Annotated in this window: 25 protein-coding genes and 1 tRNA gene; 16 read left to right on the top strand and 10 right to left on the bottom strand. The window is 32.1% G+C overall.

Annotated features, from left to right (window positions below):
* Nucleotides 1–75: 75 nt before the first annotated feature.
* Nucleotides 76–1,020: a calcium/sodium antiporter gene (locus LX95_RS09790; RefSeq protein WP_111541272.1), complete on the bottom strand. Its 945-nt coding sequence runs from the start codon at nt 1,018–1,020 to the stop codon at nt 76–78.
* Between the two features lie 227 nt (nt 1,021–1,247).
* On the opposite strand from LX95_RS09790, the gene LX95_RS09785 reads away from it, so the two are divergent.
* The 3 genes from LX95_RS09785 (at nt 1,248) to LX95_RS09775 (ending at nt 3,977) form a co-directional block, all read left to right on the top strand.
* Nucleotides 1,248–1,607, top strand: coding sequence for a BlaI/MecI/CopY family transcriptional regulator (locus LX95_RS09785; protein WP_111541271.1), 360 nt, complete (start codon nt 1,248–1,250; stop codon nt 1,605–1,607).
* A complete protein-coding gene (locus LX95_RS09780; RefSeq protein WP_111541270.1) occupies nt 1,607–3,715 on the top strand; it encodes a M56 family metallopeptidase in 2,109 nt (702 codons plus the stop codon). The genes LX95_RS09785 and LX95_RS09780 overlap by 1 nt, the downstream gene beginning before the upstream one ends.
* A 76-nt stretch (nt 3,716–3,791) precedes the next feature.
* Complete coding sequence (locus LX95_RS09775) at nt 3,792–3,977, top strand: SsrA-binding protein (protein WP_111541269.1); 186 nt, start codon at nt 3,792–3,794, stop codon at nt 3,975–3,977.
* Here the strand turns inward: LX95_RS09775 and LX95_RS09770 are convergent.
* Entirely contained in the window at nt 3,974–4,483 is a 510-nt protein-coding gene (locus LX95_RS09770) for an adenine phosphoribosyltransferase (RefSeq protein WP_111541268.1), read from the bottom strand. The genes LX95_RS09775 and LX95_RS09770 overlap by 4 nt on opposite strands.
* Before the next feature lie 117 nt (nt 4,484–4,600).
* Between LX95_RS09770 and LX95_RS09765 the strand changes: the two genes are divergently transcribed.
* The 6 genes from LX95_RS09765 to LX95_RS09740 all read left to right on the top strand — a co-directional run bounded on the left by LX95_RS09765 (nt 4,601) and on the right by LX95_RS09740 (nt 10,232).
* A tRNA-Arg gene (locus tag LX95_RS09765) sits at nt 4,601–4,674 on the top strand.
* Nucleotides 4,675–4,950: 276 nt separating this feature from the next.
* On the top strand, nt 4,951–6,027 hold the full coding sequence (locus LX95_RS09760; RefSeq protein WP_111541267.1) for an NAD(P) transhydrogenase subunit alpha: 1,077 nt from the start codon (nt 4,951–4,953) through the stop codon (nt 6,025–6,027).
* A gap of 10 nt (nt 6,028–6,037) precedes the next feature.
* Nucleotides 6,038–6,340 carry an NAD(P) transhydrogenase subunit alpha gene (locus tag LX95_RS09755; protein ID WP_111541266.1) on the top strand — a complete coding sequence of 101 codons (303 nt, stop codon included), beginning with the start codon at nt 6,038–6,040 and terminating at the stop codon, nt 6,338–6,340.
* A gap of 4 nt (nt 6,341–6,344) precedes the next feature.
* Entirely contained in the window at nt 6,345–7,736 is a 1,392-nt protein-coding gene (locus tag LX95_RS09750; RefSeq protein ID WP_111541265.1) for an NAD(P)(+) transhydrogenase (Re/Si-specific) subunit beta, read from the top strand.
* Nucleotides 7,737–7,806: 70 nt separating this feature from the next.
* Nucleotides 7,807–8,895, top strand: coding sequence for a sensor histidine kinase (locus LX95_RS09745; RefSeq protein ID WP_245924759.1), 1,089 nt, complete (start codon nt 7,807–7,809; stop codon nt 8,893–8,895).
* Nucleotides 8,895–10,232, top strand: a complete 1,338-nt coding sequence (locus tag LX95_RS09740; protein ID WP_111541263.1) for a sigma-54-dependent transcriptional regulator — start codon at nt 8,895–8,897, stop codon at nt 10,230–10,232. The genes LX95_RS09745 and LX95_RS09740 overlap by 1 nt, the downstream gene beginning before the upstream one ends.
* A 64-nt stretch (nt 10,233–10,296) precedes the next feature.
* Here the strand turns inward: LX95_RS09740 and LX95_RS09735 are convergent, their stop codons facing one another.
* A complete protein-coding gene (locus LX95_RS09735) occupies nt 10,297–11,103 on the bottom strand; it encodes a T9SS type A sorting domain-containing protein (protein WP_111541262.1) in 807 nt (268 codons plus the stop codon).
* A 436-nt stretch (nt 11,104–11,539) separates the two neighbouring features.
* Between LX95_RS09735 and LX95_RS09730 the strand changes: the two genes are divergently transcribed.
* The 3 genes from LX95_RS09730 to LX95_RS09720 all read left to right on the top strand — a co-directional run bounded on the left by LX95_RS09730 (nt 11,540) and on the right by LX95_RS09720 (nt 13,780).
* Complete coding sequence (locus tag LX95_RS09730) at nt 11,540–12,820, top strand: Glu/Leu/Phe/Val family dehydrogenase (protein ID WP_111541261.1); 1,281 nt, start codon at nt 11,540–11,542, stop codon at nt 12,818–12,820.
* Between the two features lie 139 nt (nt 12,821–12,959).
* Complete coding sequence (locus LX95_RS09725) at nt 12,960–13,349, top strand: GreA/GreB family elongation factor (protein WP_111541260.1); 390 nt, start codon at nt 12,960–12,962, stop codon at nt 13,347–13,349.
* 5 nt (nt 13,350–13,354) lie between these two features.
* Complete coding sequence (locus LX95_RS09720) at nt 13,355–13,780, top strand: hypothetical protein (protein ID WP_111541259.1); 426 nt, start codon at nt 13,355–13,357, stop codon at nt 13,778–13,780.
* A gap of 116 nt (nt 13,781–13,896) precedes the next feature.
* On the opposite strand, the gene arsB is transcribed toward LX95_RS09720, so the two are convergent.
* From arsB to LX95_RS09700, 4 genes are read right to left on the bottom strand one after another with little or no spacing between them, the layout of a single operon-like run.
* Entirely contained in the window at nt 13,897–14,934 is a 1,038-nt protein-coding gene (gene arsB / locus LX95_RS09715; protein WP_111541258.1) for an ACR3 family arsenite efflux transporter, read from the bottom strand.
* Complete coding sequence (locus LX95_RS09710) at nt 14,931–15,560, bottom strand: arsenate-mycothiol transferase ArsC (RefSeq protein ID WP_111541257.1); 630 nt, start codon at nt 15,558–15,560, stop codon at nt 14,931–14,933. Before LX95_RS09710 ends, arsB begins: the two co-directional genes overlap by 4 nt.
* Before the next feature lie 10 nt (nt 15,561–15,570).
* The gene (locus LX95_RS09705; protein WP_111541256.1) at nt 15,571–16,035 is read right to left on the bottom strand and encodes a DUF6428 family protein; all 465 of its coding nucleotides are present in this window, start codon (nt 16,033–16,035) and stop codon (nt 15,571–15,573) included.
* A 48-nt stretch (nt 16,036–16,083) separates the two neighbouring features.
* Nucleotides 16,084–16,413 (bottom strand): ArsR/SmtB family transcription factor, encoded by a 330-nt coding sequence (locus tag LX95_RS09700; RefSeq protein ID WP_111541255.1) that lies wholly within the window; start codon nt 16,411–16,413, stop codon nt 16,084–16,086.
* A 68-nt stretch (nt 16,414–16,481) separates the two neighbouring features.
* Between LX95_RS09700 and LX95_RS09695 the strand changes: the two genes are divergently transcribed.
* Entirely contained in the window at nt 16,482–16,997 is a 516-nt protein-coding gene (locus LX95_RS09695; RefSeq protein ID WP_111541254.1) for a DinB family protein, read from the top strand.
* A 60-nt stretch (nt 16,998–17,057) separates the two neighbouring features.
* Here LX95_RS09695 and LX95_RS09690 read toward each other — a convergent pair whose 3' ends face one another.
* From LX95_RS09690 to LX95_RS09680, 3 genes are read right to left on the bottom strand one after another with little or no spacing between them, the layout of a single operon-like run.
* A complete protein-coding gene (locus tag LX95_RS09690; RefSeq protein WP_146240774.1) occupies nt 17,058–17,447 on the bottom strand; it encodes a rhodanese-like domain-containing protein in 390 nt (129 codons plus the stop codon).
* Between the two features lie 2 nt (nt 17,448–17,449).
* Entirely contained in the window at nt 17,450–17,824 is a 375-nt protein-coding gene (locus LX95_RS09685) for a rhodanese-like domain-containing protein (protein ID WP_111541253.1), read from the bottom strand.
* A 5-nt stretch (nt 17,825–17,829) separates the two neighbouring features.
* The gene (locus LX95_RS09680) at nt 17,830–18,144 is read right to left on the bottom strand and encodes a rhodanese-like domain-containing protein (protein WP_111541252.1); all 315 of its coding nucleotides are present in this window, start codon (nt 18,142–18,144) and stop codon (nt 17,830–17,832) included.
* 153 nt (nt 18,145–18,297) lie between these two features.
* On the opposite strand from LX95_RS09680, the gene LX95_RS09675 reads away from it, so the two are divergent.
* From LX95_RS09675 to LX95_RS09665, 3 genes are read left to right on the top strand one after another with little or no spacing between them, the layout of a single operon-like run.
* Nucleotides 18,298–18,750 (top strand): MarR family winged helix-turn-helix transcriptional regulator, encoded by a 453-nt coding sequence (locus LX95_RS09675; protein WP_111541251.1) that lies wholly within the window; start codon nt 18,298–18,300, stop codon nt 18,748–18,750.
* 15 nt (nt 18,751–18,765) lie between these two features.
* Nucleotides 18,766–19,398: an NAD(P)H-dependent oxidoreductase gene (locus LX95_RS09670; RefSeq protein ID WP_111541250.1), complete on the top strand. Its 633-nt coding sequence runs from the start codon at nt 18,766–18,768 to the stop codon at nt 19,396–19,398.
* Between the two features lie 8 nt (nt 19,399–19,406).
* Nucleotides 19,407–19,979: a YceI family protein gene (locus LX95_RS09665; protein ID WP_111541249.1), complete on the top strand. Its 573-nt coding sequence runs from the start codon at nt 19,407–19,409 to the stop codon at nt 19,977–19,979.
* Nucleotides 19,980–20,168: the final 189 nt, after the last annotated feature.

Here is a 20,168-nt window from a genome sequence, read left to right as displayed (position 1 = left end):
AACACCCCCTATATTTTAATGTTAACTTATTTAAAAAAGATGTTATTTTTATTAACACCCCCTTAATAAATAATATTAAACAAAAGTTAAAGCTATAAACAGCGCATAAGCTGAAAAAATAATCACTCCTTTATATCTACTGAATATAAATTTCTTTGGCAAGAATACCAATGGAAGTATAATAAAAGCAAAACCTAGCATCCAAAAAATATCATTGGTTAGAATTTCATCAGACTGCATTACGATAGGTTTAATGATGGCAGTAATTCCTAAAACGGAAGCAATATTAAAAATATTAGAACCTATTAAATTTCCTAACGAAAGTGCTTTTTCTTGTTTTAATGCTGCAATTACCGAAGCTGCAAGCTCTGGAACACTTGTTCCCACCGCTATCATAGTGACAGAAATTACACGCTCGCTTACCCCTATTTTAGTTGCCAGATCTACCGCTCCCGTCACTAAAGACTCTGACCCGAAGTATAGTGCCACTCCTCCTATAATTAACCAAACCACGATTTTAAAATATGAAACGCCTTGCAGCTTATCGTCAATATCTTCTGTAGGAACCTCATCGTGTTTTCTTGCACGCTGTATTAAAACCAAAAGATAAATAACAATTGCAACTACGAAACCTATTCCTTCAGTTCTTGAAATTTCACCTCCTGTATATAAAAAGAAATAAAGCATTACCGAGAATAACATCATCACCGGCCAGTTGAATTTATAAAAATCTTTATCTATTTCTAGACTACTTATAATTGCTGTAATTCCCAACACCAACCCTATGTTGGCAATATTAGAACCTATAACATTCCCTAAGCTGATGTCTGAGAAACCATCTAATGCCGCTTGCAAACTTACTAGAAGCTCTGGCATAGACGTAGCAAAAGAGACTACGGTAAGCCCTATGACCATTTTAGAAATATTTAATTTAAAAGAAAGTGCTACTGAAGATCTTACCAAGAACTCTCCTCCCACTACTAATAAAACCAAACCTAATAGAATAAGTAAAACAGACATATCGATTATTTTTTTGCGAAGATAAGGGTTTTCTTTTTCAGAGAAATTAAAATAAAAACTAATAAAATAGTTACATAACTATAAAAATAGTTGTTTAACTTATTTTTTAGTTATAGATTTGATTTGCGTTAAGGATGAAAACGGCATCCTTTTTCTTGTTTTTTTTAAACAAGAAAAAGATATAGTGGACAGCCTGACCTGAAAGGGAACGCCCAAATAACACAACTATGGAAAAATTAACTCCGAAAGAGGAAGAGGTAATGCAAGCTTTATGGAAGCTAAAAAAAGCATTTGTAAAAGAAATTTTAGCCGAAATGCCTAATAGCAAACTGCACTACAATACGGTTTCTACACTGGTTAGAAAGCTAGAAGAGAAAGGGTTTGTAAATTATGAAGCGTTTGGAAAAACCCACCGCTACTTTCCTAAGGTTAGCAAAGAAAGTTATTCTGCTTATTTTATGAAAAATGCTACTCAAAAGTTTTTTGATAGTTCTTATAAGAATATGGTTTCTTTTTTCGCTCAAGAGGAAAAAATAAGCGCCAAAGAGCTACGGGAAATTTTAGAGATTATCGAAAATAAAAAGTAATGGAAATTCTTCTCTACTTATTAAAAAGCACATCTATATTAGGATTATTTTTTATTGTCTATTACTTCGCTTTACGAAAAGACACCTATTTTGAGAGTAATCGCTACTTTCTTTTATTAGGATTGGTGTGCGCTTTTAGTTTTCCGTTTTTAGAATTTACTCAAATTACATATATTGAAACTGAGCCTATTTCAAATTCGGTTTTTTCACCTGGAAACGAAGTTAGTTCTTCTCCTGTACAAAACTTTCCTTTAGCAGAAACTGAATCATTTAACTGGTTAAAACTATTACTTAACCTTTATATTGTTGGGGTGATTTTTATGGGCATTAGGTTTTTATTTCAGTTACTTAGCCTATTCAATATTTTAAGACTACCTAAAAAGAGAGATGCTGAAGGTTTTTATCATATTGAATTAACTAAAAAAACCTCTCCGTTTTCCTTCTTTCATTTTATTGGTTATCACTTACCCTCCTATCAAAAAAATGAGCTAAAATTAATCATCGAACATGAAAAAGTTCACGGTAAGCAATACCACTCTATAGATGTAATGCTACATCAACTCATGCTTGTATTTTTATGGTTTAACCCGTTTGCTTGGTGGTATAATAAACAAATGCTAGAGAATTTAGAGTTTATTGCAGACAGAAATGTTACCACAAAAAACAACGTTGACCAGAAAGAATATGCACTTACCTTATTAAAAACTTCTAATCATCATCACTCGCCTAGTTTAGGCAATTCATTCTATCAATCATTAATCAAAAAACGAATTGTTATGTTACACAAAAATGCATCGTCCAAATATGCTTGGGCCAAATCTATTCTCATTTTACCTTTATTAAGTCTGTTTTTATGGAGTTTCAATATAAAAGAAGAAATAAAATTTATTCCCTTAGCGGAAAATCAATCCACGGAAATTCATGAGAACGAAAACCTTCCTCATAAAGAATTAATTACAGAAGGATTAAAGTCGGTTAAAACTGCTTCAGTTAATCATCTTCAAGAAGTTGATAAAACTCAGCAACAGCAAAAGACAGCTTCAACTATTAAAAAAACGTATGTAATTACTAAACACACTTCTGATAAAGAAATCAGAAAAATTAAAAACGGATTAGAAAAAGAACTAGAAAATACTAAACTAAAGTTTTCTAATATAGAGAGAAACAATAAAAGTGAAATCATTTCTTTAACGATTAGTAGCAAATTTAAAGATAATGAAAGCTATATAAAAAATATGATTATTAAAGGTATCAATAGTTTTCCTATAGAATTAATTTCTAAAAGTAATCAAGTTGAAATACGACATAAAGATAACAAAATTTCCGTTATTTCTACCCGCAGAATTAGTGCTCACAGAATAAATAAAAATGAATTAGAAGACACTGTTATTATAAAAGAAATTCCATTAGAATCTCCTGTAGAGATAATAGCGATTCAAACTCCTAATATGAATGAAAACATTAAAAACGCTTTGAGAACAAGTGAACAAAGTCCACTTATCATCATCAATGGAAAAGAATCTAATACTAAGGAATTGAGTTTACTCCAACCTGAAAATATTGAAAATGTAAATATAATTAAGAAGCAGAACGCTATAAGTGAATACGGAGATAAAGCTAAATATGGCATTATTGACATAACCTTAAAAGATGATTTTGAAGAACAGAGTGATGTTGCGATAAAAGCATTACCCATAAAAGAAAAACAAAATGAATACATATATTCCATCAATGGAGTTAAAGTTGACAAAAATAACGCTGAACTTATTTCTCCTAAATCTTTAAAAAGCATAAATATTTACAATGAAGAAGATGCTAAAAATAAATTTAATATAATCACAGGAGGAAAAAAATTAATGAATTTTCAATTAATTGAAGATGGAGAAGAAATCAATACTACCTTTTCTAAAGAATTGATAAAGCATCAAATTTCTCTTCAAAATAAAAATTCACTTATCATCCTTAACGGAAAAGAAATCACACGAAAAGATCTCGAAGAAATAGACCCTAAACAGATAAAAAGCATATCCCCTATAAAAGGTAAAAAAGCTATTGAAAAATATGGAAAAAAAGCTAAAGATGGAGCAATTGTCATCACAACCAAGTAAAAGCCTATAATTTTCTTAAAATATGAATCCCTGAAAGCTTGTCTTTCAGGGATTTTGTACATTTAAAATAAAAATTATGGGACTTAAAACATCATTTTTTAGAGGTTTATCTAAACTCAATAAAGCTATTTTACCCAATTATACAAAGAAAGGGCTCGACTTAAGAAATGCTAGCAAATTTCAACTGGCAATTATTGGTTGGAAAGCTTGGGTTACCAAACACGCTGGAGCAAACCCCAATCAAAAATTATTAGAAAATTAATACTTTATAAGCGATAAGATTTCTTTTCCTTCTAATTGATTTTTCCCTTCTAAAAAAGTGAGTTCAATTAAAAAATTACATTGAATAATCTCACCTTCTAAGCGTTCTACCAAATTGCATGCAGCTTTAGCGGTGCCGCCAGTCGCTAGAACATCATCATGAATTAAAACTTTTTCTCCTTTTAGAATGGCGTCTTCGTGAATTTCTAACTCATCTTGACCGTACTCTAGATCATAAGGTTCTTTTAAGGTATTATAAGGTAGTTTCCCCGATTTCCTTATCGGAACAAAACCTGCTTTTAACTCTTTTGCCAACAAAGTAGCAAAGAAAAAACCTCGAGACTCTATTCCCACTACTTTATCTATTGGTGAATCTATTTGCTCTGCAAATTTCTTCACACAATACTCCATAACTTTATAATCTTGTAAAAGCGGAGTAATATCTTTATAACTAATTCCTTTCTTAGGAAAATCGGGTATAGTTCTTACTAATGATTCAATATTCATAGGAGTCAATTTTGGAGTATTCGAAGATAGCCAGAAGTTTTTACAATTAAAATTTGAATTTTAAAACATAAAACTTTGTAGTTTTATATAAAAAGAATATATTTGCACCCGCAAAACGGCCTTGTGGCGCAACTGAATAGCGCACCTGATTACGGCTCAGGAGGTTCCAGGTTTGAATCCTGGCAAGGTCACTACAAAACCCTAAAACGTTTATTATCGTTTTAGGGCTTTTTTATTTCCAAATTTTGAGCTTTTCCGCACCAAGTAAAATATCTTTTCATCTTCTTCTCTATTTGGCACACTACTATTCAAGCGAGTAATTTCTACCCAGTAAAAGATTTTACTAAAAAAACACAAAACTCTAATATTCAGTAAATTAAAATCCAAAAGTAGATCTTTTCTCAAGATGGTATAAAACTTGGCAAGTCCTAGCTTTAAAATAAGCTGATCACATATTTATATCATTTATGAAACATCATTTTGGGCTTCTAAAAGAGTCCTCTCAAGAAACAAGACTCGCCTTTCTTCCTCAAGAGGTAAAAAAATTAATTGAAAAATATGAAGTTGTTATTCAAGTAGAAAAAGACTACGGTTTAAGAGCAAACATAACAGATGCCGAATATATTTCTGCAGGAGCTACTATAGAAACTAAAGCTCATATCTTACAAAAGGCAAACTTTATTCTTTCTATAAACGATGTGATAGAAGAAAAGGATAACGTAACCCCTCACACCACATTTATTGGTATTTACAACACTTTATATTTTTCTGAGCGACTTGAAAAGTTTAAAAAACTGCAAGCAAAGGTTTACAGTTTAGACCAACTTCCTAGAACTACTTTAGCACAAGCGATGGATGTTCGATCTTCTTTAGATGCTCTATCTGGTTACAAAGCTGTTTTAAAAGCAACGGAGTTATACGCTAAAGTTTTTCCTATGATTACGACAGCCACAAGCACTTTGCAACCTGCTAAGGTTTTAGTTTTAGGCGCTGGAGTTGCAGGTTTACAGGCTATTGCTACCGCAAAACGATTAGGAGCCATTGTACACGCTTTTGACGTAAGAAAAGCTGCAGGAGAAGAAGTAAGAAGTTTAGGTGCTAATTTTATTGAAGTTGAAGGAAATACCGAAGCTAAAAATTCAGGCGGTTACGCTGTAGAGCAAGCAGAAGATTACAAGCAACGACAACAAGATCGTATAAACGAGCAACTCCAATCTACAAACATAGTGATATGTACAGCGAATATTCCAGGAAAAAAAGCTCCTGTCCTTATTGATGAAAACGCCGTACAAAATATGCCTTCTGGTTCGGTTATTATCGATCTAGCAGCAGAACAAGGTGGTAATTGTAGCTTAACCAAAAACAACGAAACGATAACATACAATTCCACTACAATTCTAGGAAACTCTCATTTATCGAGAGAACTTTCAAAAGCTGCTTCTCAATTATTGTCTGCTAATTATTTCAACTTTATAAAACATTTCATTGAAAAAGGGGAAGAAAACGAACTTATTAAAGCTACTCAAGTAATTAATCAAGAATAATAATTAAAATATGGAATTTTTACAAAATAACTTAGAAGCGATTTACATCGTACTCCTTTGTATCTTCATTGGAATAGAAGTACTATCTAACGTGCCATCGGTTTTACACACACCACTTATGTCGGGAGCAAATGCCATTAGCGGTGTTATTACCATAGGAGCCATTGCCATGGTACTTAATTTACCTGAAGATGCTCATATAGGAATATTAATTCTAGGCGGAATAGCTGTTTTTTTAGGAACACTTAATATCGCTGGAGGATTTTTAGTGACCCGTAGAATGTTGAGAATGTTTACCACAAAATCTAATTAAAGTTATGAATATCATTATGAATATTGGCTATTTATTAGCCTCGTTCTCTTTTATCACAGGTCTTAAATTAATGAGCTCCCCTAAGCACGCCAGTAAAGGAAACACCATAGCTGCTGTTGGGATGCTAATTGCTATTCTTAGTGTTTTTACGGGAATTATATCAGAAAAAATCAATTACACTAATTTGGGTATTATTTTAACCGCTATTGTTCTAGGGATTGTAGTAGGTAAGCAAATGGCTTTTAAAGTTAAAATGACTGGAATGCCACAAATGGTATCTCTACTTAACGCTACTGGCGGTGGATGCGCCATGTTATTAGGATGGATTGAAGCCATACAAATTAACACTACTATAGCCATTGGACCCCAAATTCTCTTAAACTTAGGAACGATTACTGGAGCAATTGCATTTTCAGGAAGTATAATAGCCTACTTAAAACTTTCAGGAAAATTAAAAGATCGCAATTCTGTATTTATCAATGTGATTTCTAAAATTCTAGTAATTATTTGTGTCGCATTACCAATAGCTTTTGCAGCTTCGGTTTTACCTATTTCATTTTTTCACCTGACCCTCATTTTATTAGTACTAGGATTACTTTACGGAATTATATTCGTGATGCCCATTGGTGGTGCAGATATGCCTGTAGTGATTTCTTTACTCAACTCTATTACTGGAATTGCCACTGCATTAGCTGGTCTTTTATACGATAATAAAACCATGATTGCAGGAGGAATTTTTGTGGGTGCCGCTGGAATTTTCTTAACTATTCTAATGTGTAAAGCCATGAATAGATCTCTATGGAAAGTTATTGCTGGTTCTAATAAAAGCAAACAACAGGGAGCACAAACATCTCAGCAACAAGTAATTCAAGAGACCAATGTTTCTGAAACAGTTACTAAATTACTTCTGTCAAAAAAAATCGGAATTGTTCCTGGTTACGGAATGGCTGTAGCACAGGCTCAACACACTTGTTTTCAACTTCAAAAATTATTGCAAGGACAAGACAAGACCTTAGATTACATTATTCACCCTGTTGCAGGTAGAATGCCAGGACATATGAATGTGTTACTCGCCGAAGCAAAAATAGATTATGATTACCTCAAAGAAATGCACGAGGCCAATGACTATATACAAGAATACGACTTATTATTAGTTATCGGGGCAAATGATGTTGTAAACCCTGTTGCGGAAACCAACCCAGAAAGTTCTATTTATGGTATGCCAATTATTAAAGCACATTTAAGTAAAAACGTCATCGTATTTAAACGAAGTATGAATCCCGGTTATGCAGGTATTGCTAACGAATTGTTTGAAAAAGAAAATTGCCAGCTTCTTTTTGGAGACGCTCAAACCAATTTACAAGAGATCGTTGAACAAATGAAAGTTTTAAACTAAATCTGAAATTTTAAAAAAGCGTTAGTAAAATTATATTATATTGAATCGCCGGTGCAATAAAATAATGAATATGGGAGCAAATGAAAATTTAATTGAAAGAGTAAAAGAACTAAGTTGTCTATATGAAATCTCTTCCCTTTTTCAATCGCAAGATCACCAAGACCCTCAAATAATTTTGGAGAAGATAACCCATGTTTTAAAAAAAGCCTGGCGTCACCCCAATGCAGCATATGTAGAAATTAACGCTTTAAAACATCACTTAAAAACCGATGAGATTCCTGTAAATACAGTTCATCAATCTTGTGATATTTCGCTATTTAAGAAACGGGCTGGTGAGATTAAAGTGCACTATCCTATTCCGCAGTTTCAAACAAGTGATTTTCTAGAAGAAGAACAAAAACTATTAAATAAGGTAGCTCACGAAGTAAGTATTTTTTTAGAGAAGATTGAACAACAAAAGAAAGAAGAGTGGTTACAACGCAGTGCCCAACGTAATGATCGACTTGCGATTTTGGGAGAGATTACCGCAGGTATTGCGCACGAGTTAAACACTCCTTTGGGAAACATGTTAGGCTTTGCTGAATTTATTGAAGAAAAAACAACCGATCCCTCCATTAAAAGAGACAGCAAAAAAATAATTGATGCTGCTATTTTTTCTCGAGAAGTAGTGAAGAAACTTATGTTTTTTGCTTGTGAAATGCCACAAAACAGAGAACATATTAATATAAAGCCTGTAGTAGAACAAGCTTTAAGTCTTCTGGGACAAAACTTCAAAAAAGCAGAAGTAAGCGTAAAACTAATTGCAAAAGAAGACATTGAAGCACAAATAGATAGCATTCAACTTACACAAGTATTATTTAATCTACTCATTAATGCCATCTATGCTTCTCCAACCAACAGTAAAATAACCTGTAGCTTAACGCAGGATGAAAAGAACATCTACATAACGATTGCAGACCAAGGTAAAGGTATTCCAGATAAATATGCTAAAAAGGTTTTCGATCCGTTTTTTACTACAAAACCTGTAGGAGAAGGATCTGGATTAGGTTTAAGCGTTGTACACGGAATTATAAAAAGTCATAAAGGAAGTATTACCTTTAGCAAAAATAAGCCCAAGGGTACAGTTTTTAAAATAAGTATTCCTAAACACCACTATTAATGGCACTAAAACGAGAAAATATTTTAATTGTAGATGATAATTATGATATGTTAGAGGTTCTTCAACGGAATCTTAAAGCTTTAGATTATCATGTTTACAAAGCTTCTTCTGTAAAGGAAGCATTAGATATTCTCAAATTATCTGCTATAGATTTGTTGATTACTGATATACAAATGCCAGAAGTTAATGGTATAGAGTTGCTAAAATACGCTGGCGAGCATTACCCTTTTCTTCCAAAGTTAGTCATTACGGGGTTTCCTTCGGTTACCTCTGCAGTGACTGCGATCCAATCTGGTGCTACAGATTATTTAGTAAAGCCCTTTACGAGCAATGAATTAAAAAATTCAGTAAAAAAATCTTTAAAAAACAAATTAGCGAGTCCAATTCAATTTGGAGATAAATCTGTGAAAGATCAAGATATTCCTATGGTGTATGCTGGGATAATAGGAAAATCTTCTTCCATACAAAATGTGATTGAAAGCATAGAGCGGGTAAAAAATAACCGGGCCACTATTTTAATTCAAGGAGAAAGCGGAACAGGTAAAGAACTTATTGCTCGCGCTATTCACTATAAAGGTTCGTTTGCTGGAAATCCTTTTATTGCTGTAAACTGCGGCGCTATTCCCGAGAATTTATTAGAATCTGAACTGTTTGGGTATGAAAAAGGTGCTTTTACAGGAGCTAACCAAAATAAAGAAGGTTTCTTTCAAGCAGCGAATACTGGTACTATTTTCTTAGATGAAATTGGTACCGCTCCTGCTTCGGTACAAGTTAGATTATTAAGAGTTTTACAAGAAAAGGAAGTTACTAAAATTGGAGCTACAAAACCTCAAAAAATTCAAATCAGGATTATTGCTGCCACCAACGAAGATCTATATCAACAAGTACAAAAAGGTACTTTTAGAGAAGATTTATACTATCGCTTAAATGTGGTAGATATACATGTGCCTAACTTACACGAACGCAAAGAGGATATTCCACTACTGGTTCAATATTTTTTATCTAAATATGCTAAAGAGTATGCCAAAGATAAAATACAGCTAAGCGATCGTATTTATGAAATATTTGAGCGTTACCCTTGGCCCGGTAATATACGAGAATTGGAAAACTGCATTCAAAAATTAACAATTATGAATGAAGACCAAGTAGATTTACCTCAGCTTCCAAAACACTTTAAATATAAAATAGAAACCACTGGAAAAGAAACATTTGTTCCGTTAGAGCAAATGGAAAAACAATATATTCAAAAGGTACTTTCTTCGGTAGATAATAATAAGACTAAGGCTGCCGAAATTTTAAAAATCAATCGAAAAACATTACGAAGTAAGTTAGAGTAAAGAAATAAAAAACGAGTACTTTCATGAAGAAAGCACTCGCTATTTAATACGTGGTTTTACTATTCTATTCCTTAACCATTTTAAAGCTATGCTGAGTTTCTTCCGTAAATAACTTAACCATATACACTCCTTTATTTAAGGATGATATATTTACTTGTAATTCATTTGCATCTACTTTTTGAGATAATACTTCCTGTCCCAAAATGTTGAAAACCTTAACGGAATTTAATGCAGTTTTGTATTCTATATTTAACACCTCTTTTGCTGGTATAGGATAAACCGACAAGGCATTTTTATCAAAAGTACTGGTTTGCAACGCTCCTACATCTATCGTAAAATCTAAAGCTTGACCATAACCAGGGAAAGCTCCTTGACCAAACGCATCCATTTCTATCGCACAAGGATTTACAATAGCAGGTGAGTCTTCATCGGCATAGGTTTTTGTAAGTCTCGCTCGTGTTTCTCCTGTTAAAGCATTTGGAGGTACTGTAATGTTCATATTTACTGAAATTCCATCGCTTCCGGTAGAATTAGTCAGCGTACCTAATTCATAAACCTCATCTATGTCATCTAAAATTTCATTTTGATTCCAATCAATAAAGAGAACTATCTCATTGCCAAAATCTCCATATGTGTTTCCTTCAACTGCAACAGAAATAGTCTCAGTGTGATTTACATTTGTGATTGTAGCTGTTTCATCTATTAAAATGGAAGATGCATTAGTATTTGCGATACTTGTTTGTCCAAAATTCACTAAGGTTATCTCTTCTACTGTGGTACCACTATCGTCTATATCGCAATATGGATCGGGAAAAGTTTGAGCCTGTAATCCTAAGTTGAATAATACTAAAGCTAGAGTAATTTTTTTCATCATTATAAATTTTAATTAGTGATTTAATTTACAATTAGTTAAAAGAATAGCATTAGCATTTAACTTTAGTTTACGAATTTTTTACGTTAAATCCGTTTACAAAAACAACAAGTCTCCATTTAAAAACTGGTACATTATTAATCTTGTGAGTAAAAATCTCTCAATAGGCAAAATCTCTTCAAAAATAAAAACATCAACAAACACCTGACATACAAATACTTATTATTTAACTACTCAAATAAAAAAACAATGGTACACCTATTGACTATTGGGTTTCAAAGAACACTAAAATCTGGTTAATGAATACTTTAACAAAAGAAAAACCTGTAGTTAATAAGGTTAATATTGATTCGGGTTTATGCATAGATTGCTTAGAAAGAATCACATGTATTTGGAAACACAATTTAAAAATGTATTGCGAAAATCATAACTAAATATGAGTACACTTCAAGAAAAAAAACCAGCTACCATGTATGAAAATGTTATGCAACAATATAATCAAGTTGCTAACCTTGTGGGGCTTAATGAAAATATTAAAAAAATATTAGGTATAACCAACAACGAAATTATTGTTCACTTTCCTGTAAAAATGGATAATGGTGAAGTTAAAATATTTACAGGGTACCGCGTTCAACATAACAATGCATTAGGTCCTTACAAAGGAGGTTTGCGTTATCACCCTACTATAGATGTAGATGATGCTAAAGCTTTAGCAATGTGGATGACATGGAAAACTTCTTTGGCAGGTCTTCCATTTGGAGGAGCAAAGGGAGGAATTCAATTAGATCCTAGAGAACATTCTTTAGCAGAGTTAGAAAGAATCACTAGAAGGTTTACTTATGCTTTAGGAGATAATATTGGTCCAGACCAAGATATTCCTGCACCAGATGTTAACACGAATCCACAGACTATGGCCTGGATTTTAGACACTTACATGTCTACAAAATCTCCTTCATCACGTTCTCATAATAATCATATCGTAACAGGTAAACCTGTAGGTTCTGGCGGTTTGGAAGGAAGAGATCGTGCTACAGGCTTTGGAGTTTTTCTTACCATTAAGCTTTATTTAGCTTCTCAGGGAAAAACTTTAGAAGGTAAAACATTTATTGTCCAAGGTTTTGGGAATGTAGGTCAATGGGCTTCACAATTTATGGTAGAAGAAGGCGCTAAGTTGATAGCTGTACAAGACGCCCACGCAACTTTATATAAAGAAGAAGGAATAGATCCAATTACTTTAACAGAACATACACAACCAAGAAAAGGTTCTATAGCAGGCTTTACGGAAGCAGAAGAAATTGCGCCAGATGACTTTTTTGGATTAGAGTGTGATGTGCTTATTCCTGCTGCATTAGGAAATCAAATCAATCAAGATAATGCTCTTAGCGTGAAAGCAAATTTAATTGCAGAAGGAGCAAATGGTCCAATTACAACAGAAGGTGAAGAGGTTTTATTAAAACGAGGCATTACAATTATTCCAGATATCTTGTGTAATTCTGGCGGTGTGATTGGCAGCTACTTTGAGTGGTTACAAAACAGACACGGCGAGATTTGGCAATTGGATGAAGTGATGCAAAAAATTGAGAAAAAACTTACTGAAAACTTTAAACGCGTAGAAAAAGCAGTAGAAGAAAATGAAGTAGATTGGAGAACGGCAGCATATATTATTGCCATTCATCGTATAGAATTAGCCTATACTCAACGCGGAATTTTCCCATAAGAAGTATGATTAAAAGTGCTTGTGGTGTCCCGTCAATTATATAATAAATTTTGGAAAATTTAATTTTAAACTAAACAACTGCATTTAGTAATAAATGTAGTAGGCCACTGCAAGTACTTTTTTAATTAATGTTATAGATATGAAATACAACACTTTAATCATAGAAAAGAAAGAGTATGATTTAATCAAAAGAATTATCTCTATGGGAAAATACCAAAAAGATGATACCTATAAAACCTCTATATCAAAATTAAAGGAAGAGCTTACAAAAGCTCAAATTGTAAAAAAGGACAAATTACCAAATGATGTTATAAGATTCAATTCTTATGTAACTATAAAAACTCCTTTTTTAGAAAAAACATACCAACTAGTAACTCCAGAACATAGCGATCTTAAAAACAATAAAATTTCTTTTTTAGCACCTATGGGGCTTGCTTTATTTGGATATGCTAAAGATGATGAAATTACTTGGCACTTCCCTTCTGGTGAAAGTACCATTAAAATTATTGATGTAACCCAGACCTCATAAATACCATGGACAATCCTATACAAGAACATCATGATGATGATGATATTCAAAAACTGAATCTTGAAAAAGATATTAATGAATGGACGAAAGAAATAAAGTTTGTAGAACAAGAACTTGTATTCTTTTCTAAACTTTTAGATTCTAATCTAATTAGAAAAGCCAATGCAAATGAAGAAGATGGTTCCTATATTTTAAAATCAATAAAACATATTACTGATAAGAATGCTCATTTTAAACTAAAGCTAATAGAGTTTAAAAATAAGTCTGAAGATATTGTAGAATGCGAAGACGTTCAATGTGAAACTTTTTTTCTAAATGAACACTTTAATTTTAAACAAAAACTAATCACTCATATTAATCAAGTAAGAACTTTAAAAAAGATATTATTTAATTTCTTTGAGCATAACCTAAACAAAGAGATTCTTAATTAGAAAAATCGTTTTTCTATTTACTAAACTACTTTCTTAGAAAGATAATTATGTAAATATTTAATCAAAAAAATCCCATAAAATTTAAGTTTTATGGGATTTTTTTGATTAAATATTGATTACTTATAATACTTCTTCTTCAACCAAAAGGAAACCCTTACTAATAAAATAAGGGCAGGAACCTCAACAAGCGGACCTATTACTCCTGTAAAAGCTTGCCCAGAATTTAGTCCGAAAACTGCTATAGCTACGGCGATGGCTAATTCAAAATTATTTCCCGCAGCTGTAAATGCAATGGCTGCATTTTTATCATAAGTTGCTCCCATCGCTTTACTTATAAAGAAACCTATTAAAAACATAAGCGCAAAGTAAATAAGTAATGGAATAGCGATGAGCAATACGTCTCCTGGTAGTTTTACTATATATTCACCCTTAAGTGAAAACATCACTATAATAGTGAATAAAAGAGCTATTAAGGTTAGTGGTGAAATAGCAGGTAAAAAACTATTATTATACCAAGCTTCTCCCTTTAATTTTATTAGAAAAAACCTACTCAACATCCCTAGTAAGAAAGGAATTCCTAAATAAATAGCAACACTTTCCGCAATAGTAGCAATAGAAATATCTACAATAGCACCTTCAAAACCAAAATAGGGAGGCAATACTGTAATAAATAACCACGCATAAAAACTATATCCAAAAACTTGAAATATACTATTAAGAGCAACTAAACCTGCTCCATACTCACTGCTTCCTTCAGCTAAATCATTCCACACCAAAACCATGGCAATACATCGTGCTAATCCTATTAAAATTAACCCGACCATATATTCTGGATGATCTTGTAAAAAGATAATAGCCAATACAAACATTAACACAGGTCCGATAATCCAATTGAGCACTAAAGATACCGAGAGTACTTTTACATCTTTAAAAACCTTTGGCAATAAAGCATAATTGACTTTCGCTAATGGCGGATACATCATTAATATTAGACCAATGGCAATAGGAATATTTGTGGCTCCTTTTTGAAAAGAATTTACTATTTCTGGAAAGCTTGGAAAAAAATACCCCAAGCCTACACCTATCAACATGGCTACAAAAATCCATAAAGTTAAATAACGGTCTAAAAAACCTAAACGTTTCTTACTACTCATTTTTTAATTTTAATTTGAGAAAAAACATATTTCATTTCGGTGGCTATTTGCTCACTTTTTTCCTTGTATTTTTCAAGTGAATTGGGCATACCGTCAAACTCTTTGGGATCGTCATAAGTTAATGCTACTCGTTTTTCCGCTCCAGCGATAAAAGGACAACCTTCATCTGCCTGGGAGCAAGTCATAATGGCACCAAATTGAGTCTTCGGGTTAAATGAATGATCATACATTTTAGAAAAACCAATTACCTTGGGTAAATTATCTCCTAACGAAATAGCATATACACTATTTTCCATTTCAGCTAAGTTTTCGATAGAAAAACCTACTTCCTTTAGTGCTAAACCAATATTATTATGCATCGCGGTAGCTACTGTTCCTCCCGAATATGCATAAAAAGGAAAAACATTAAAATAACTAGCCATACTTTGCGCCCAAACTTGACCTAAATGGCTTCTACGGGAATTATGAGTACAGATAAAATTAAAATTACAAACTTCATTATTATCTATTTTTCCCTGAATAAATTCAGCTAAAGTATCTAAGATCTCTTTTCTTTCTTGAGATAAGTTTTCAATCGATAATTGATCGATATAATCCACTAAATTTGAATACAGTAAATTTTTCATAGCTTAAAAATTAACAGCATCCAGAATTTGGCGTACATGCATTATTTGTCATTCCACTTAATTCTACTTTTAGTTTCTTTTCTGGAATACCACATTGGTCTTTTGCTAAACAATCTGTTTTTTTAGATACCAATAAAAATTCTCCTTTGCTGAAATTTAAATCATAAGTTTCAATAGTATTTCCTTGATATTCTACTTCTATATCTACATTCTTTAAACTTAAAGCACTTTCGGCAGTATTTAAAATAGCGACTAGTTTTTCAGGATGTAATCTATGGTCATAATCATCTGCTTCCCATAATTGCAGGCTAATTTTTTCTTCTTTACGGAATTCTCCTCCGCAATCCACAAACTCTTTTTCTACTTTAGCTACTTCCGTAACATGAAAATGTGAAGAAACCAATGCGCCAGAAGGCAACTGAAAATATATTTTTTCTAATGTTGACAATTGACTTTTAAACTCTTCTAAATTCATAATTTGATTTTTTAATCGTAATATTACGATGATTATAATTAAATTTTTTTAACAGCAATGATTCTCTGGTAATGATAAGTCGAAAAAACTACTTAAGGTATTTTTCATCTCTTCCCAATTCTCTACATCTATACAATAACAAACTCTTGTACCAGTAATTTCACCCTTAATTAAACCTATATTTTTGAGTTCTTTTAGGTGCTGAGATATAGTTGGCTGTGCCAAACCAATCTCTTCTACTAAATCTCCACAAACACAGGTTTTTATTTTAAATAACTGTTCTAAAATAGCAATACGCGCAGGGTGTCCCAATACTTTGGCAAGACTAGCGAGTCTATTTTGTTGCGGTGTAAATATTTCTGACTTGGTAATTCCCATTTAATCATTTATATATTGCAATATTACGATTAATAATTAAGCTACAATGTGTATTTTAGTAAAAAAACATGAAAGTTTCCAATTTACCATCATCAGATTTTGATCATTACCTCAAAAATTATTTAGAAAAAGTACCTGATCTCTCTTTACTTGAAAGCTTAGATTATTCTAAAAATAAAGTGATACAATTTTATAAAGAACTCCCTAGTGATAAAGAAGTATATCGTTATACTGAAGGAAAATGGACTCCTAAAGAAATTTTATTGCACTTAATTGATACTGAAAGAATTTTTTGTGGTCGTGCGTTACGATTTGCTCGGAATGATAAAACCGTTTTACCTGGTTATGATCACGAAGATTTTGTAAAAGAATCGGATGCTAATGATCGTATGTTGGAAAATCTACTAGAAGAATATATTGCACAAAGAAAAAGTTCTCGCCTATTATTTAAATCATTTTCACAACCCACACTCGAAAAAATTGGAAATGCAAATAACTTAATGGTATCGGTAGGTGCTATAGGTTTAGTGATTTCTGGTCACGAGTTACATCATTTACAAATATTAAATGAACGTTACTTATAGAAATAAAAAAAAGCGGAATTAAATAAATTCCGCTTTTAAATTTTGATTAGCTAGAGTAATTTACTCTAAATTATCTTTATAAGTCCAAGCTTCAAAACCACCTTCCAGATCATAAATCTTTTCAAATCCTGCTTCTTTTAAAATAGTAGCACATTTTGCACTTCTTCCTCCTGTATGGCAATATACGGCCACAGGTTGTTGCTTATCTAATTGAGAGATCTTATTAGCAAAATCTTCATCATAGACTATATTTTGAGCGCCTTTAATATGTCCTGCTTCAAACTCTTTAATAGTTCTTACATCTATTAATTGAGTATGATCTGACTTTATGATGTCTTTCATCTCTTCTTTAGATACCATTTGTATTTGAGAAGTTTTCTCCTCGGTACAAGAGTTAAAAACCAAAAGAGCTAAAACCATAGTTGCAATAACTAATAATCTTTTTTTCATAGTTAATTTATATTAATGTCATTTTTCCAACTAGAGTATTCATTTAGGAAAAAATATACAAGCTTAAAGTCTTCATCAAATAATAACATAGAAGCATTCATACTTTCATCATTATTTTCCGCGTAAAGCACTACAGTTTTATCTTTATCAAACTCCTTCATATTTATTAGGAATTGATCATCAAAGACAACATTAACCGCTCCTTTTAAGTGTTCTTTATCAAAACTTGTTTTATTTCTAAGGTCTATTAAGTGAAATTCTTCACTATCATTGACCATATCTTCTAACTCGGTTGGGGTTATAGATTTGACTCTATTAGGTTCACATCCCACAAGAATAGAAAACGTAAATAATAGAAGAAATAGTCTTGTTAGCATTCTACTTAATCTTTTTTCTTGGCTCCTTCCCAATTAGAAAATCCTCCCTGCAAGTTATAAGTATTTTCAAACCCCATTTGATCTAAAATTTGACACGCTTGCGCACTTCTTCCGCCAGAGCGACAATAAATATAATATTCTTTAGACTTATCTAATTGATTTACGGCATCCATAAATTCTTGGGGTTGATGAATGTCTATTAAAGTTGCACTAGGAATGTAACCTTCATCCCACTCTTCTTGAGTTCTTACATCTAAAATCTCTACATTAGCTTCATTATCAATAGCTTTTTGCCATTCTTCTTGTGTTAAGTCTTTCATGGGTATGTTAATTTATTAGATGACAAATTTACTATTTTATAGTTAATTCTCGCAGTACAAGTATACGAACTTAAAAAAAAGTTTAACACTAATTTTAGATTTACAGTTATTTAAAACTATACATTTGTATATACAACAATTGTAAATACAATTATGAATATTGAAGAACTTATAAAATCAAGTCAGCCTATTTGTCCTAGAAAGGAATTGATTATTAATTTATGGGTTACAAGTTCTAATCTTAATGTAGAAGTAGCCGAAAGCGTTAAATCTTTTGGTATCTCTATGCAACAGTTTAATGTGTTGCGAATTTTAAGAGGTCAAAAAGGTAAACCTGCCAATTTACAAACCATTCAAGAAAGAATGGTTCACAAAATGAGCAATACTACCCGATTAGTGGATAAACTGATTGAAAAAAAATTAACCGAACGCTTTATATGTGAAAATAATCGCAGAAAAGTGGAAATCACCATTACACAAAAAGGCTTGTCTTTATTAGATGAGTTAGATCCTATCATTACCGAAGCTGAAGAAAAATCCACTAAAAATCTTTCAGTTAAAGAAGTAGAAACTTTAAATCAATTACTAAATAAACTTAGAGAATAAAACAAAACAATAGTTATGGAGAAATACTTGGAGAATTTAAATTGGCGATATGCCACAAAGAAATTTGATAGCACCAAAAAAATACAAGGAAACGACTTAGAAAAAATTAAAGAAGCAATACGCTTAAGTGCTTCTTCTTACGGACTTCAACCTTACAAAGTTTTAGTGATTGAAGATGCCGATATTAGAGAAAAATTAAAAGCTGCTTCTTGGAATCAGACCCAAATTACAGATGCTTCACAAGTAATTGTTTTTGCTAGCTACACTAACGTAACCGAAAAAGATGTAGATGAATTTATGCAAAATATAAGTGCTGTTAGAGAAATTGATTTAGAAAGTTTAAAAGGATATAGCGATACCATTAAAGGAACAACTCTTCAATTACCAGAAGAGCAACAAGCTATTTGGGCTGCTAAACAAACTTATATTGGCTTAGGAAATCTTTTAAGTGCTTGTGCTACAATGAAAATAGACGCTTGTCCTATGGAGGGTTTTGATGCTAAAGCTTACAATGAAATTTTAGGCCTGACGGAAAAAGGCTTAACTGCTTCTGTAATAGCTACTATAGGATATAGAAGCGATAAAGACGAAACTCAACACAACAAAAAAGTAAGAAAATCTAAAGAAAATTTATTTATTAATATATAACAGAAATCATGAAAAAAAACTTAAAAGGCCTAGCGGCTGCAATAATTGTATTAGCTACTGTTGCTTTTACAACGACAAAAAAAGAAACTAAAAAAGTGGATACCCAAGCTAGTAAAATCACTTGGACAGGAGAAAAATTAACTGGTTCTCATACAGGCACTATTCAACTGCAAGAGGGTTATCTAAATTTTGAACAGAATAAACTTACTGGAGGAAGTTTTATAATTGATATGACAACTATCAATGTAACCGATCTTAAAGGAGAAGGAAAACAAAAATTAGAAGGTCACTTAAAATCTGATGATTTTTTTGGTGTAAAAGATCATACCAAAGCCATGTTTAACATTACAAATGTGATTAAGAAAGGGAGTACTTATGCTGTGTCAGGCAAGATGACCATAAAAGGCAAAACAGAACTTACTAGTTTTGATATGAATGTGATGGAAAATTCAGCTACAGCTAAACTAACAATCGATAGAACTAAATTCGGAATAAAATATGGTTCTGGAAGTTTCTTTGATAACTTGGGGGACAATATGATTTATGATGATTTTATCTTAGATGTAAATCTTAAATTTTAATTAAATTCTTGTAGAGAAACAAAACGTTTCTATCTTTGCAGTCATGTTTACAAAAACTGTACATACTTGGTGGTGGAATAACTTACGTCAAACGTCGTGAGCTAGCTACTAGTTTGTATAATCTATTATATAAAAAAGGCTTGTCATTCACGACAAGCCTTTTTTCATGCTTTAAATTTAAATTTTACT

Source organism: Mesonia algae (assembly GCF_003253545.1).
GTDB classification, from domain to species: domain Bacteria; phylum Bacteroidota; class Bacteroidia; order Flavobacteriales; family Flavobacteriaceae; genus Mesonia; species Mesonia algae.
The sequence above is the reverse complement of the archived record's forward strand: the minus strand, read 5'-3'. Positions and strand labels throughout refer to the sequence as shown.

Coding starts and splice junctions, on each gene's coding strand:
- LX95_RS09790 (WP_111541272.1), bottom strand. CDS start 1,020: ATGTCTGTTTTACTTATTCTATTAGGTTTGGTTTTATTAGTAGTGGGA.
- LX95_RS09785 (WP_111541271.1), top strand. CDS start 1,248: ATGGAAAAATTAACTCCGAAAGAGGAAGAGGTAATGCAAGCTTTATGG.
- LX95_RS09780 (WP_111541270.1), top strand. CDS start 1,607: ATGGAAATTCTTCTCTACTTATTAAAAAGCACATCTATATTAGGATTA.
- LX95_RS09775 (WP_111541269.1), top strand. CDS start 3,792: ATGGGACTTAAAACATCATTTTTTAGAGGTTTATCTAAACTCAATAAA.
- LX95_RS09770 (WP_111541268.1), bottom strand. CDS start 4,483: ATGAATATTGAATCATTAGTAAGAACTATACCCGATTTTCCTAAGAAA.
- LX95_RS09760 (WP_111541267.1), top strand. CDS start 4,951: ATGAAACATCATTTTGGGCTTCTAAAAGAGTCCTCTCAAGAAACAAGA.
- LX95_RS09755 (WP_111541266.1), top strand. CDS start 6,038: ATGGAATTTTTACAAAATAACTTAGAAGCGATTTACATCGTACTCCTT.
- LX95_RS09750 (WP_111541265.1), top strand. CDS start 6,345: ATGAATATCATTATGAATATTGGCTATTTATTAGCCTCGTTCTCTTTT.
- LX95_RS09745 (WP_245924759.1), top strand. CDS start 7,807: ATGGGAGCAAATGAAAATTTAATTGAAAGAGTAAAAGAACTAAGTTGT.
- LX95_RS09740 (WP_111541263.1), top strand. CDS start 8,895: ATGGCACTAAAACGAGAAAATATTTTAATTGTAGATGATAATTATGAT.
- LX95_RS09735 (WP_111541262.1), bottom strand. CDS start 11,103: ATGAAAAAAATTACTCTAGCTTTAGTATTATTCAACTTAGGATTACAG.
- LX95_RS09730 (WP_111541261.1), top strand. CDS start 11,540: ATGAGTACACTTCAAGAAAAAAAACCAGCTACCATGTATGAAAATGTT.
- LX95_RS09725 (WP_111541260.1), top strand. CDS start 12,960: ATGAAATACAACACTTTAATCATAGAAAAGAAAGAGTATGATTTAATC.
- LX95_RS09720 (WP_111541259.1), top strand. CDS start 13,355: ATGGACAATCCTATACAAGAACATCATGATGATGATGATATTCAAAAA.
- arsB (WP_111541258.1), bottom strand. CDS start 14,934: ATGAGTAGTAAGAAACGTTTAGGTTTTTTAGACCGTTATTTAACTTTA.
- LX95_RS09710 (WP_111541257.1), bottom strand. CDS start 15,560: ATGAAAAATTTACTGTATTCAAATTTAGTGGATTATATCGATCAATTA.
- LX95_RS09705 (WP_111541256.1), bottom strand. CDS start 16,035: ATGAATTTAGAAGAGTTTAAAAGTCAATTGTCAACATTAGAAAAAATA.
- LX95_RS09700 (WP_111541255.1), bottom strand. CDS start 16,413: ATGGGAATTACCAAGTCAGAAATATTTACACCGCAACAAAATAGACTC.
- LX95_RS09695 (WP_111541254.1), top strand. CDS start 16,482: ATGAAAGTTTCCAATTTACCATCATCAGATTTTGATCATTACCTCAAA.
- LX95_RS09690 (WP_146240774.1), bottom strand. CDS start 17,447: ATGAAAAAAAGATTATTAGTTATTGCAACTATGGTTTTAGCTCTTTTG.
- LX95_RS09685 (WP_111541253.1), bottom strand. CDS start 17,824: ATGCTAACAAGACTATTTCTTCTATTATTTACGTTTTCTATTCTTGTG.
- LX95_RS09680 (WP_111541252.1), bottom strand. CDS start 18,144: ATGAAAGACTTAACACAAGAAGAATGGCAAAAAGCTATTGATAATGAA.
- LX95_RS09675 (WP_111541251.1), top strand. CDS start 18,298: ATGAATATTGAAGAACTTATAAAATCAAGTCAGCCTATTTGTCCTAGA.
- LX95_RS09670 (WP_111541250.1), top strand. CDS start 18,766: ATGGAGAAATACTTGGAGAATTTAAATTGGCGATATGCCACAAAGAAA.
- LX95_RS09665 (WP_111541249.1), top strand. CDS start 19,407: ATGAAAAAAAACTTAAAAGGCCTAGCGGCTGCAATAATTGTATTAGCT.